At 52.5% G+C, this 13,540-nt stretch carries 9 protein-coding genes; 8 read left to right on the top strand and 1 reads right to left on the bottom strand.

Annotated elements, in window-relative coordinates:
- Nucleotides 1-253: 253 nt before the first annotated feature.
- From ACOZIO_RS09440 to rluA, 3 genes are all read left to right on the top strand, one after another.
- Nucleotides 254-2,596: a DNA polymerase II gene (locus ACOZIO_RS09440; protein WP_421595209.1), complete on the top strand. Its 2,343-nt coding sequence runs from the start codon at nt 254-256 to the stop codon at nt 2,594-2,596.
- A gap of 211 nt (nt 2,597-2,807) precedes the next feature.
- On the top strand, nt 2,808-5,705 hold the full coding sequence (gene rapA / locus ACOZIO_RS09435; protein ID WP_129991305.1) for an RNA polymerase-associated protein RapA: 2,898 nt from the start codon (nt 2,808-2,810) through the stop codon (nt 5,703-5,705).
- A gap of 66 nt (nt 5,706-5,771) precedes the next feature.
- The gene (gene rluA, locus ACOZIO_RS09430) at nt 5,772-6,473 is read left to right on the top strand and encodes a bifunctional tRNA pseudouridine(32) synthase/23S rRNA pseudouridine(746) synthase RluA (protein ID WP_421595208.1); all 702 of its coding nucleotides are present in this window, start codon (nt 5,772-5,774) and stop codon (nt 6,471-6,473) included.
- Between the two features lie 91 nt (nt 6,474-6,564).
- Here the strand turns inward: rluA and djlA are convergent, their stop codons facing one another.
- Nucleotides 6,565-7,386, bottom strand: a complete 822-nt coding sequence (djlA, locus tag ACOZIO_RS09425) for a co-chaperone DjlA (RefSeq protein WP_129953225.1) — start codon at nt 7,384-7,386, stop codon at nt 6,565-6,567.
- A 181-nt stretch (nt 7,387-7,567) separates the two neighbouring features.
- Between djlA and lptD the strand changes: the two genes are divergently transcribed.
- From lptD to apaG, 5 genes are all read left to right on the top strand, one after another.
- Nucleotides 7,568-9,943, top strand: coding sequence for an LPS assembly protein LptD (gene lptD / locus ACOZIO_RS09420; RefSeq protein WP_129953226.1), 2,376 nt, complete (start codon nt 7,568-7,570; stop codon nt 9,941-9,943).
- An 86-nt stretch (nt 9,944-10,029) separates the two neighbouring features.
- On the top strand, nt 10,030-11,325 hold the full coding sequence (gene surA / locus ACOZIO_RS09415; RefSeq protein WP_129953227.1) for a peptidylprolyl isomerase SurA: 1,296 nt from the start codon (nt 10,030-10,032) through the stop codon (nt 11,323-11,325).
- Nucleotides 11,315-12,322 (top strand): 4-hydroxythreonine-4-phosphate dehydrogenase PdxA, encoded by a 1,008-nt coding sequence (pdxA, locus tag ACOZIO_RS09410; RefSeq protein ID WP_129953228.1) that lies wholly within the window; start codon nt 11,315-11,317, stop codon nt 12,320-12,322. The genes surA and pdxA overlap by 11 nt, the downstream gene beginning before the upstream one ends.
- A 5-nt stretch (nt 12,323-12,327) precedes the next feature.
- Nucleotides 12,328-13,155, top strand: a complete 828-nt coding sequence (gene rsmA, locus ACOZIO_RS09405; RefSeq protein ID WP_129953229.1) for a 16S rRNA (adenine(1518)-N(6)/adenine(1519)-N(6))-dimethyltransferase RsmA — start codon at nt 12,328-12,330, stop codon at nt 13,153-13,155.
- 4 nt (nt 13,156-13,159) lie between these two features.
- Nucleotides 13,160-13,537 (top strand): Co2+/Mg2+ efflux protein ApaG, encoded by a 378-nt coding sequence (gene apaG / locus ACOZIO_RS09400; protein ID WP_129953230.1) that lies wholly within the window; start codon nt 13,160-13,162, stop codon nt 13,535-13,537.
- The last annotated feature ends 3 nt before the right edge of the window (nt 13,538-13,540 follow it).

Here is a 13,540-nt window from a genome sequence, read left to right as displayed (position 1 = left end):
TGTGAGTTTTCTGCAATCTCATTGTAGTAAATACATTAAGCGGCTGAATTGTCAGTGCACGAACTATCACAGTCAACCGGGTAATTGTATGCGTATTTGGCAGAAACCTGAGCCGTAGACAAAGACTGTATAAATAACCATACTCTGTCTCAGGCTCTTATTTGTTTATCTCTACCGTTTCGAGGCGCTTATTACTTCCACCTTTGTTCGTCCCGCTTCAGCCAACAATGACACCCTGCCGCGTCAGGGATTTGTGCTGACCCGCCACTGGCGCGACACGCCGCGCGGTACGGAGGTGGAATTGTGGCTGGCGACCGATGAAGGACCGCAAAAGGTGCGCCTGCCTTTACAGGAATCAGTGGCGTTTATTCCGGCCGCGCAGCGCACGGCGGCGGAACGAATTCTCACCGATGAAAAAAATGTCAGCCTGCGTGAATTACCGCTACAGGATTTCCATTCCCGGCCGGTTCTCGGGCTGTATTGCCCGCAACACCGCCAGCTGATGCGGATAGAAAAACTGCTGAAAGAAAACGGCGTTAATGTTTTCGAAGCGGATATCCGCCCGCCTGAACGCTTTCTGATGGAGCGCTATATTACCGCGCCGGTCTGGTTTAGCGGCAAACCCGGGCCGGACAAGCTGCTGCTCGACACGAGAATGAAACCAGCGGAGGGTTACCGCCCGCCGCTAAAACTGTGTTCCCTGGATATCGAAACCAGCGGCAACGGTGAGTTGTACTGCATCGGGCTGGAAGGCTGCGGGCAGCGACACGTGTATATGCTTGGTCCGCCTAACGGCGATCCGGACAGTCAGTTTGATTTCAATCTGGTGTATGTTGACAGCCGCCCGCAGTTGCTGGAAAAGCTTAATGAGTGGCTGGAAACTTACGATCCCGACGCCATCATCGGCTGGAGCGTAGTGCAGTTTGACCTGCGTGTTTTGCAAAAGCATGCTGACCGCTACAAAATTCCGCTGAAATTCGGGCGCGGTGGTGGTGAACTGGAGTGGCGTGAACACGGTTTCAAACAGGGGCATTTTTTTGCTGCAGCGGCTGGCCGCCTGATCATCGACGGCATTGAAGCACTGAAATCGGCGTTCTGGAACTTCAGCTCATTCAGTCTGGAATTCGTCTCGCAAAGTTTATTAGGCGAAGGCAAGGCCAGCGACAATCCTTATCAGCGGCTGGCCGAAATCGAACAGCGTTTTCGGGAAGATAAACCGGCGCTGGCACGCTATAACCTCAAAGACTGCGAACTGGTAACGCGTATTTTCGCCAAAACCGAACTGATGCCGTTTTTGCTGGAACGCGCCTCGGTCACCGGCCTGGCCGTGGATCGCAGCGGCGGTTCAGTGGCGGCCTTTACTCATCTTTATTTACCCCGCATGCACCGCGCCGGGTACGTCGCGCCCAATCTGGGGGAATTACAGGGTGAAATGAGCCCCGGCGGCTTTGTGATGGATTCGCGTCCCGGTTTGTATGATTCGGTGCTGGTACTTGATTATAAAAGTCTGTACCCGTCAATTATCCGCACTTTCCTGATCGACCCGGTCGGGCTGGTTGCCGGTCTGCAACAACCGGATGATGAACATTCGGTACCAGGCTATCGCAACGCCCGCTTCTCACGCGAAAAACATTGTCTGCCGGAAATCGTCCGCCAGATTTGGATGGGCCGCGAAGAAGCCAAGAAACAGAAAAACAAACCGCTTTCGCAGGCACTCAAAATCATCATGAATGCTTTTTACGGCGTGCTCGGCTCCAGCGGCTGCCGCTTCTTTGATCCGCGTCTCGCCTCTTCCATTACCCTGCGCGGACACGACATTATGCGCCAGACCCGCGAACTGATTGAAGCCGAGGGTTATCAGGTGATTTACGGGGATACCGATTCTACCTTTGTCTGGCTGAATAAAGCCCGTTCGCAGGAAGACGCCAACGCGATTGGCCGCCGTCTGGTAGAACAGGTGAATGCCTGGTGGAAAGCGCATCTGCAACAGGCATACGGGCTGGAAAGCGCGCTGGAGCTGGAATTCGAAACGCATTATCAGCGTTTCCTGATGCCGACCATTCGTGGCTCAGAAACCGGCAGCAAAAAGCGCTATGCCGGGCTGGTGAATGATGCAGACGGTGAGCACATCGTTTATAAAGGGCTGGAAACCGTGCGCACCGACTGGACGAAGCTGGCACAGGAGTTCCAGCAGGAATTGTATCAGCGCATATTTCACCGCCAGCCATATCAGGATTACGTGCGCGACTATGTGGCACGTACCCTCAGCGGAGAATTTGACGACAAACTGGTATACCGCAAACGTCTGCGCCGCAAGCTGAGCGATTATGAAAAAAATGTGCCCCCACATGTTCGCGCCGCGCGGCTGGCCGATGACTATAACGCACTGCATGGCAGGGCAAAGCAGTACCAGAATGGCGGCTGGATCAGCTATGTAATGACCACGTCCGGCCCAGAACCGCTGGAAAATCGGCAGTCCCCTGTCGATTACGATCACTACATCGAGCGTCAGCTGGAACCGGTTGCCGATGGCATTTTGCCTTTCCTTCACGATGATTTTGCTACACTGATTACAGGTCAGATGGGTTTATTTTAAACAAAAGAAGGTGCTGCTCTTGTGATTCACAGGTGACGAATCGCTTACCTTCCATTACCATAGCGCCCTTTCCCATTTCTGAATCATCCTCACACAGTGAATCACTCCGCGCCTACGGGCGGGGAAAGAAAACTATTGCCCGTGAAACATCCCGGGCTGAACAAGCATTGCGCAGTCGCCGTATACAGAGCAAACAACACAGAGAGAGATTATGCCGTTTACATTGGGTCAACGCTGGATAAGCGATACGGAAAGCGAATTAGGATTAGGAACCGTGGTAGCGCTGGATGTGCGCATGGTCACCCTGCTTTTCCCCGCCACCGGTGAAAACCGTTTGTATGCCCGAAATGATTCCCCGATCACCCGCGTGATGTTCAACCCCGGTGATACCATTAGCTGTCACGAAGGCTGGCAGTTGCAGGTCGAAGAAGTTGTTGAAGACAAAGGTCTGTTGACCTATATCGGCACCCGCCTGGACACAGAAGAAACCGGTGTTGCCATGCGCGAGGTGCTACTCGACAGCAAACTGACCTTCAGCAAACCGCAGGATCGTCTGTTCGCCGGTCAGATTGACCGCATGGACCGTTTTGCCCTGCGTTTCCGCGCCCGTAAATATCAGCGTGAGCAGTTCCGGCTGGAATTCGGCGGCCTGCGTGGTATGCGCGCCAGCCTGATCCCACATCAGTTACACATCGCTTACGAAGTGGGTCAGCGCCATGCGCCGCGCGTTTTACTGGCCGATGAAGTGGGTCTGGGTAAAACCATCGAAGCGGGCATGATTATTCATCAGCAACTGTTGTCCGGCCGTGCTGAACGCGTACTGATCGTGGTGCCGGAAACCTTGCAACATCAGTGGCTGGTAGAAATGCTGCGCCGCTTCAATCTGCGCTTCTCTTTGTTTGATGATGACCGCTACGCTGAATCCGTACACGAAGCGACAAACCCGTTTGAAACGGAACAACTGGTGATCTGTTCCCTTGATTTCGTCCGCCGCAATAAATCCCGTCTCGAGCAGTTATCTGATGCTGCCTGGGACATGCTGGTGGTCGATGAAGCCCACCATCTGGTGTGGAGCGAAGACACGCCGAGCCGCGAATATCAGGTTATCGAACAGCTTTCTCAGCAAATCCCGAGTGTTCTGCTGCTGACCGCTACGCCGGAACAACTGGGTCAGGAAAGCCACTTTGCACGTCTGCGCCTGCTGGATCCGGACCGTTTCCACGATTACGAAGAATTCATCGAAGAACAACAGCAATATCAGCCGGTAGCCGATGCCGTGACGCTGTTGCTCAATAAAGAGCCGCTGACGCCGGAAGCCCTGGCGCTGCTGGGTGAAAGTGTCGGAAATGCGGATACCGATGCCCTGCTGGCCGCCGCCAATAAAGGCGACGAAGCCGCAGCAAAACAACTGGTTTCCATGCTGATGGACCGCCACGGCACCAGCCGCGTGCTGTTCCGCAACACCCGTAATGGCGTGAAAGGTTTCCCTGAACGCCATCTGCATGCCGTGAAACTTCCGCTGCCGACGCAGTATCAGACTGCGATTAAAGTCTCAGGCATTATGGGCGCGAAGAAAACCGCCGAAGCGCGTGCGCACGATATGTTGTATCCGGAACAGATTTATCAGGAATTTGAAGGCGAGAACGCCACCTGGTGGAACTTTGATCCGCGCGTCGAGTGGCTGCTGGGTTATCTGACAGCTAACCGTGACGAAAAAGTCCTGGTGATCTGCGCGAAAGCCGCCACAGCCTTGCAACTGGAACAAGTTCTGCGTGAGCGTGAAGCGATCCGCGCAGCGGTGTTCCACGAAGGGTTGTCGATCATTGAACGTGACCGCGCTGCCGCATACTTTGCTTCCCAGGAAGAAGGTGCCCAGGTTCTGCTATGTTCTGAAATAGGATCCGAAGGCCGTAACTTCCAGTTCGCCAGCAAAATGGTGATGTTCGACCTGCCGTTCAACCCGGATCTGCTGGAACAGCGTATCGGACGTCTGGATCGTATCGGGCAGCAAAACAATATCGATATTATGGTGCCTTACCTCGAACAGACTGCGCAATCGGTTCTGGTGCGCTGGTTCCATGAAGGTCTTGATGCATTCGAGCATACCTGCCCGACCGGCCGCACTATTTATGACAGTGCTTATGATCAGTTGATTGCGTTCCTGGCGACACCTGCCGAACAGGAAGGACTGGACGACTTCATCCTCAAATGTCGTGCAGAACATGACGCGCTGAAAGAGAAGCTGGAAAATGGCCGCGACCGCCTGCTGGAGATGCATTCCAACGGCGGCGAGCAGGCACAGCAACTGGCAAAGGAAATCGGTGAGCAGGATAACGACGTCAATCTGGTGAACTTTGCGCTGAACCTGTTCGACATCGTCGGCATTAATCAGGAGGATCGCAGCGATAACCTGATCGTTCTGACGCCGTCTGATCATATGCTGGTACCGGATTTCCCCGGACTGCCGGAAGACGGTTGTACCGTCACTTTCGATCGTGAACAGGCGCTTTCGCGTGAAGATGCACAGTTCATCAGCTGGGAACATCCGATCGTGCGTAACGGTCTGGATCTGATCCTTTCCGGCGATACCGGCAGTTGTGCGGTATCGATCCTGAAAAACAAAGCGCTGCCGGTTGGCACCTTGCTGGCGGAACTGGTTTACGTGGTGGAATGTCAGGCACCAAAACATCTGCAACTGACCCGCTTCCTGCCACCGACACCGGTGCGTATGCTGATGGATCGCAAAGGGACCAACCTGGCGGCCCAGGTCGAATTTGAGAGTTTTAACCGTCAGCTGAATGCCATCAACCGACACAACTCCAGCAAGCTGGTGAATGCCGTGCAGCAGGATGTTCACGCCATGTTGCAACAGGCTGAAGCGGAAATCGCCGAACAGGCACGGGCTCTGATTGAAGCGGCGAAAGTCGAAGCGGACGAACAACTGACCAAAGAGCTGGACCGCCTGAAAGCGCTGAAAGAAGTCAACCCGAACATTCGTGATGACGAGCTGGAATCGGTAGACTCTAACCGTAAGCAGGTGCTGGCAAATCTGAACGATGCCAGCTGGCGTCTGGATGCGATCCGCCTTGTGGTGGTGAGCCATCAGTAAGCCCGACGGGATGCGGCCGGTTTGCATCCCTTCTTTATTTTAACCCGAATGCAGACGTAAAACGCTATGAGCGAACATCAACCGATTATCCCTGAACCGTCGAAAACCCGGCCGCTGGAGAATTATAATCCGCCGACCAATCCCTGGTTACAGGTGATTTTTCAGGATGAACACATCATGGTGGTCAACAAACCGAGCGGGTTGCTTTCTGTTCCAGGCAAACTGGCCGAGCATCAGGACAGTCTGATGACACGGATTCAGCGTGAATTTCCTGACGCTGAATCCGTCCATCGTCTGGATATGTCCACCAGCGGTGTGATCGTGGTGGCGCTGACGAAAGAGGCCGAGCGTGAACTTAAACGCCAGTTCCGCGAGCGCGAAACCAAGAAAGTGTATATCGCACGCGTCTGGGGACGGGTTGAAGAAGATTACGGTATTATCGATTTGCCGCTGATTTGCGACTATCCCAACCGGCCGAAACAGAAAGTGTGTCACGAGACCGGCAAGAAGGCGCTGACGCAGTATGAGGTGATGTCATGGGATGATGACGGCACTACGCGGGTGAAACTGCGGCCGATCACCGGACGTTCGCACCAGCTACGCGTACATCTGCTCGCGCTCGGGCACCCGATTCTGGGCGATAAATTCTATGCTCACTCTCAGGCGCTGGCGGCGGCAGATCGTCTGCAGCTGCATGCCCAGGAGTTATCGTTTTATCATCCGATCACTGACACCCCGTTGGTGTTTAATTGTGAGCCGGACTTTTAATCCTTTCTGCTCCTGTCGGTAAAAAAACAAAAAAGGCGCTGAATTCAGCGCCTTTGTCTTTTGCATCACGTTTGTCTCAACGCCAAAAGTTTTATTTAAAACCTTTCTCGCGTTTGATCAGATCATACGCCGCCTGAATTGCCTGCGCTTTTTCCTTCGCCATTTCCATCATTTCCGGCGGCAAACCTTTTGCCACCAGTTTGTCAGGATGATGCTCACCCATCAGTTTGCGGTACGCACGCTTAATCGTCGTCGCATCATCGGTGGCATTGACGCCCAGCACTTTGCAGGCATCTGCCAGCGTCGGGCCTTGTTGCGTCTGATGATAACCACCACCATAAGAACGTCCGCCCTGCTGATGTCCCCCAAACTGCTGGCCGCCTTCCATCATGCGCAGGAACTGATCGAACTGCATCCGTGAAATTCCGAGCTCTTCGGCAATCACATACAGTACTTCACGTTCGTTGGGATGCAATGAACCGTCGGCATACGCCGCCTGGATCTGAATTTCCAGAAAAGTCCGTATCAGGTCAAAGCGACCAAAACACACACTGCGCAGTTCGCGCATTTTCTCACGTAAGGGATAATCAGCTTCTTTCCCGTCACGAAAGGCGCGTTGTGCGGCTTCGCGCTGCTCGCCGTGCAACTGCATCCGTTCCATGTAAAGACTGGCGATCTGAATATCCGCCTCGGTAACCCTGCCTTTTGATTTAGTCAGATTTCCCATCACCTCAAACGTGGTGCGGAAAAAGATGGTTTGACGTGTCTGCTGATCGGCAAAATACCCTTTACGTCTCGCTGAACGCGCGGTATCAAACATATGCCCTATCAGCAGCCCTGCTACAATTCCCCAGAAGCCTAAACCGGACCATAAGCCCAGGATAAGTCCGAGCAGTTTTCCCCAATACTGCATATACTCCTCAATTCGCCATGCCGTCGCTTAAAAATTGCTTTATCATAACCGGCATTTATCGTTGTGCCTAACGGCAGCAACGTAACAGGTGGGATTTAACACTAGCGCAACCATGATGAGTGAGATAGTCTCTGACCGTTTGCCGGCATGATGCCTCTGATGACGGAACACCATTTTACGTATGAAAAACAGACGTCTGAAAACACGCTTACCGACAATGCTGGCCGCCACAATCTGGTCAGTATTGTACAGTCACGGCGCAATGGCCGATCTCGCAGCACAATGTATGCTCGGCGTTCCGACCTATGACAAACCTTTGGTGCAGGGTGATCCTAATTCACTGCCTGTGACCATCAACGCCGATAAGGCGACCGGCAACTACCCTGACAGTGCGCTGTTTAGTGGCAACGTTAACGTTGTCCAGGGTAACAGCACGCTGGATGCTGATCAGGTTCAGCTTAATCAAATCGCCAATCCTAATCAGCCCACCCCGACCCGAACCGCTACTGCGATCGGCAACGTGCGTTATAACGATAACCAAATCAAGCTGAATGGCCCGAAAGGCTTTGCGAACCTGACCACCAAAGATACTGACGTTCAGGATGGCGACTACCAGATGGTCGGCCGTCAGGGACGGGGTCAGGCTGACAAGATGAAGCAGCGTGACAATAACCGTTACACCATTATGGATAACGGTACATTTACCACCTGTTTGCCTGGCGATAACAGCTGGAGCGTCGTGGGTTCTGAAGTGATTCAGGATCGTCAGGAAGAAGTCGCTGAAATCTGGAATGCCCGCTTCCATATTGGTCCGGTGCCGGTGTTCTACAGCCCGTACATGCAGTTGCCGATTGGTAATAAGCGTCGTTCCGGTTTCCTTATCCCGAACGCCAACTACAGCAGCAATAATGGCTTTGGCGTCACCGTTCCTTATTACTGGAACATTGCGCCAAACTACGACGCCACGATCACGCCAAATTACATGAGCAACCGTGGTCTGCAATTGCAGAATGAATTCCGCTACCTGACCGTTGCCGGTGCAGGTCTGATGGAATTCGATTATCTCGGCAATGATAAGAAAATTGACGAGCAGTATGTTGCCGATGAAAACCGTACCAGCGATAAAACCAAGCGCTGGATGTATTACTGGCGACATGCCGGTGTATACGATCAGGTATGGCGTTTCAACATCGACTACACCAAGGTCAGTGACCCTTACTACTTCACCGATTTCGATTCGAAATACGGTTCCAGTACTGACGGCTATTCCACGCAAAAATTCAGCGTAGGTTACGCCAACCAAAACTGGGACGTCACACTGGCCAGTAAGCAGTTCCAGGTATTCTCTGATTTCGGTAACACCAACGCTTACCGTGCTCAGCCACAGCTGGACATTAACTATTACAAAAATGATGTGGGTCCGTTTGACCTGCATCTGTACGGTCAGGCGGTCAAATTCACCAGCGTAAACCCTGACAATCCGGAAGCAGTACGTACTCACTTCGAACCAACGCTCAGCCTGCCACTCAGTAATGGCTGGGGAAGTCTGGATAACGAAGTGAAGCTGATGGCGACCCACTATCAGCAGGATATTCCGGACGCATATTATGATAACAATCCGAATACCAAACTGCGTTCTTCCGTGAACCGTGTGATGCCTGAGTTTAAAAGCGACGGCAAAATGGTATTTGACCGGACGATGGACTGGAACAGTGACTACACCCAGACCCTCGAACCGCGCGTGCAGTACCTGTATATCCCGTACCGTAACCAGAGCTCGGTCAATACCTATGACTCGACGCTGCTACAGTCCGACTACACGGGCCTGTTCCGTGATAAAAGCTACAGTGGTCTTGACCGTATTGCCTCTGCAAACCAGGTGGCGAGCGGTTTAACCACCCGTATCTATGACGAAAATCTGGAAGAGCGCTTTAATGCGTCTGCCGGTCAGATTTATTACTTCCAGCCGCCACGTACCGGTGACGTTGATAGCGTACTGGATAAAAATAATGATACGGGCAGCCTGGTGTGGGCCGGTGACAGCTACTACAAAATCAACAATTTCTGGGGTATTCGTGGGGGCGTACAGTATGACACCCGTCTGGATGCGCTGGCTTTAGGCGATGCTGTGCTGGAGTATCGTGCAGACTCAGAAAGAATGGTTCAGCTGAGCTACCGTTATGCCAGCCCGGAATATATTCAGGCGACGTTACCTAACGTCACCAACCCGGGTTATCAGGACGGTATTTCGCAAGTTGGCGGCATAGCCAGTTGGCCGATTGCTGACCGCTGGGCGATCGTGGGTGCGTACTATTACGACACCAAAGCGCAACAACCTGCCGATCAGCTGATTGGCTTGCAATACAATACCTGTTGCTGGGCTGTCAACGTTGGCTACGAACGTAAGATCACCAACTACGATACGGTTAAGTCAGAAAGTAAGTACGATAATAAGATTGGTTTCAATATTGAACTTAGAGGCCTGGGTAACAATCAAACCCTCGGAACGAAAGAAATGTTGTCACGCGGCATACTGCCTTATCAACGCGCTTTCTAAGCCCGAAACACGATTCATTTCGTGAAGACACGACGAACTCAGTGAACTTGAAACCCGCGCTTGCGGATTAGACAAATGGAAAAAGTATGAAGAACTGGAGAACACTTCTCCTCGGCGTGACGCTTTGTGCCAGCACTGCGTTTGCTGCCCCTCAGGAAGTTGATAAAGTAGCCGCCGTCGTAAATAACGGCGTCGTATTACAAAGTGACGTAGATGGCTTGTTTAATTCTGTAAAGCAGCAGGCAAAGCAGGCTAATCAACAGTTACCGGATGATGCGACTCTGCGTCATCAAATCCTCGATCGTTTGATCATGGACCAGATCCAGTTGCAGATGGCGACCCGCATGGGCATCACGCCAACCGATCAGGACGTTGATAAAGCCATTGCCGGTATTGCACAGCAAAACAACATTTCCGTTGATCAACTGCGCAGCCGTCTGGCGTATGACGGGATGAACTACAACACTTACCGTACTCAGATCCGCAAGGAAATGATCATCAGCGAAGTACGTAACAGTGAAGTGCGTCGCCGTGTCACCATTCTGCCTCAGGAAGTGGAGCAACTTGCCAAACAGGTTGCGGCTCAGAATGGCAGCGGTGCTGAGTTTAATCTCAGCCACATTCTCCTTCCGCTGCCGGAAAATCCGACTCAGGATCAGGTTGATTCTGCAGAGCAGCTGGCGAAGAAAATTGTCGCTGATCTGAACAATGGTGCGGACTTCGGCAAACTGGCTATCACCTACTCGGCTGATTCCCAGGCGCTGAAAGGCGGCAACATGGGTTGGGGCAAATTGCAGGAACTGCCTTCCCTCTTTGCTCAGGCGTTAAGCACTGCACAGAAAGGTCAGATTATTGGCCCTATCCGTTCAGGTGTGGGCTTCCACATTCTGAAAGTGAACGATATCCGTGGCGACAACAAAACGGTTTCTGTCACCGAGGTTCATGCCCGTCACATCCTGCTGAAACCTTCTGTCGTGATGACAGACGCGCAGGCGCGTGCGAAGCTGGAACAGGTTGCAGCTGATATCAAGAGCGGTAAAGCCACATTCGCTGATGAAGCTAAACAGCTTTCTCAGGATCCGGGTTCTGCCAATCAGGGCGGCGATTTAGGTTGGGCGTCACCAGACATGTACGATCCTGCGTTCCGTGATGCGTTGATGAACCTGAAAAAAGGCGAAATCAGTGCACCTGTTCACTCTTCGTTCGGCTGGCATTTGATCCAACTTCTCGACACCCGCCAGGTTGATAAAACAGATGCGGCGCAGAAAGAACGTGCTTACCGTATGCTGTTCAACCGCAAATTTGCGGAAGAAGCCCAGACGTGGATGCAGGAACAACGTGCTGAAGCTTATGTGAAAATTATGGACGGGAATGGAAAATAATACTTCCGTGACAAAATCTGTGGTCATTACCCCCGGCGAACCCGCCGGGGTTGGGCCGGATCTGGTGCTGGCGCTGGCTCAACAGGCATGGCCTGTTGAGTTAGTGGTCTGTGCCGATCCGGCCTTACTGCTTGAACGTGCCGCTAAACTTGGCCTGAATATCCGGTTGCAAGATTATCAGAAAGCGCGTCCGCCAGAGCCGCAGGCTGCAGGCACATTGACCGTTTTGCCAGTGAAACTCGCCGTGCCGGTGACGGCGGGTAAACTTGACGTAGCCAATGCGCCTTACGTGGTGGAAACGCTGACACGCGCCTGCGACGGTGCGATCAGTGGCGAATTCGCCGCACTGATCACCGGCCCGGTTCAAAAAAGCATTATCAACGATGCCGGCATTCCTTTCATCGGTCATACCGAATTCTTCGCCGATCGCAGCCATTGCGACCGTGTTGTGATGATGCTGGCAACTGAAGAATTGCGCGTTGCGCTGGCGACGACGCACTTGCCTCTGCTGGCAGTGCCGGCCGCGATTACCCGCCAGTGTCTGCATGAAGTAATCACTATTTTGCATCATGATCTGAAAACGAAATTTGGTATTACCGAGCCGCAAATTTATGTGTGTGGTCTGAATCCACATGCGGGCGAAGGTGGCCACATGGGGCACGAAGAGATCGACATTATCATTCCAGCACTGGACGAACTGCGCCAGCAAGGAATGAATCTCATCGGCCCGCTGCCCGCTGATACGTTATTCCAGCCTAAATATCTGCAACATGCCGATGCTGTTTTATCGATGTATCACGATCAGGGCCTTCCGGTGCTAAAATATCAGGGATTTGGTCGTGCAGTGAATATCACACTCGGCCTGCCTTTTATCCGGACTTCCGTTGATCACGGTACCGCCCTTGAACTCGCCGCCACCGGCACCGCCGATGCGGGCAGTTTCAAGACAGCAATAAATCTCGCCATCCATATGGCAAATAACAGCAACGATAAATAACAACAATGAATAGTAGAGTCCACCAAGGTCACTTTGCCCGTAAACGTTTTGGGCAAAACTTCTTAACCGATCAATTTGTTATCGATAGCATCGTGTCGGCCATTCACCCTATGCCGGGCGAGGCTGTCGTTGAAATCGGTCCGGGTCTGGCGGCATTAACTGAGCCTGTTGCTTCACGCCTGGACAGCATGACGGTTATCGAACTTGACCGCGATCTGGCTGCGCGGCTGGAAACCAATCCGAAATTTCAGGGCAAATTGCGGGTTATCCAGTCTGATGCGATGAAAATCAATTTTGGCGAGTTGTCGGAAGAACTCGGTCAACCGCTGCGCGTGTTTGGCAACTTGCCGTACAATATTTCCACACCGCTGATGTTCCACCTCTTCACCTATACGAATGCCATTAAAGACATGCACTTTATGTTGCAAAAGGAAGTGGTTAACCGTCTGGTTGCAGGGCCGAACAGCAAGGCGTATGGTCGCTTAACGGTCATGGCACAATATTACTGTAATGTGATCCCGGTTCTGGAAGTACCGCCGGAATCCTTTACACCGGCGCCTAAAGTCGAATCGGCGGTGGTACGTTTAGTGCCACATGAAGTGATCCCGTACCCGGTACCGGATATTCGTATTCTGAGCCGTCTGACCACCGATGCTTTTAACCAGCGTCGTAAAACTGTGCGCAACAGCCTCGGCCATCTGTTCACTCCTGAGCAAATGACCGAACTGGGCTTAGATCTCAGCATGCGTGCTGAAAATATTTCAGTAGAACAATTTTGTAAACTGGCTAACTGGTTATCAACACGACCTAAAACCCCGGAACTTCAGGAGTAGCGCTATGCTTAATTCGCCCCGCGTTTGTGTTCAGGTGCAAAGTATCTACGTTGAGTCACAGTCGATACCCGAAGAAGAACGTTTTGTCTTCGCTTACACCATTACCATCCGCAATCTGGGGCGTTTTAGTGTGCAACTGCTCCGCCGTTACTGGTTGATCACTAACAGTAACGGCCGTCAGACTGAAGTCCAGGGCGAAGGGGTTATCGGTGAACAACCGCTGATCCTGCCCGGCAATGAATTTCACTACACCAGCGGTGCCATTTTAGAAACGCCGCTGGGCACGATGGAAGGCCATTATGAAATGGTCACACAAGACGGTGAAACCTTCCGTGTGCCTGTTCCGGTCTTCCGGCTCGCCATCCCTACGCTGATAAATTAATCC

This window comes from Rahnella sp. PD4, from assembly GCF_049199325.1.
Lineage (GTDB): Bacteria > Pseudomonadota > Gammaproteobacteria > Enterobacterales > Enterobacteriaceae > Rahnella > Rahnella perminowiae.
This window is presented reverse-complemented; position numbering and strand designations above follow the sequence as displayed.

Excerpts from the sequence above, each read along its gene's own strand:
- djlA (WP_129953225.1), bottom strand. The coding sequence starts at position 7,386 with ATGCAGTATTGGGGAAAACTGCTCGGACTTATCCTGGGCTTATGGTCC.
- rluA (WP_421595208.1), top strand. The coding sequence starts at position 5,772 with ATGAGCGAACATCAACCGATTATCCCTGAACCGTCGAAAACCCGGCCG.
- lptD (WP_129953226.1), top strand. The coding sequence starts at position 7,568 with ATGAAAAACAGACGTCTGAAAACACGCTTACCGACAATGCTGGCCGCC.
- surA (WP_129953227.1), top strand. The coding sequence starts at position 10,030 with ATGAAGAACTGGAGAACACTTCTCCTCGGCGTGACGCTTTGTGCCAGC.
- rsmA (WP_129953229.1), top strand. The coding sequence starts at position 12,328 with ATGAATAGTAGAGTCCACCAAGGTCACTTTGCCCGTAAACGTTTTGGG.
- apaG (WP_129953230.1), top strand. The coding sequence starts at position 13,160 with ATGCTTAATTCGCCCCGCGTTTGTGTTCAGGTGCAAAGTATCTACGTT.
- rapA (WP_129991305.1), top strand. The coding sequence starts at position 2,808 with ATGCCGTTTACATTGGGTCAACGCTGGATAAGCGATACGGAAAGCGAA.
- pdxA (WP_129953228.1), top strand. The coding sequence starts at position 11,315 with ATGGAAAATAATACTTCCGTGACAAAATCTGTGGTCATTACCCCCGGC.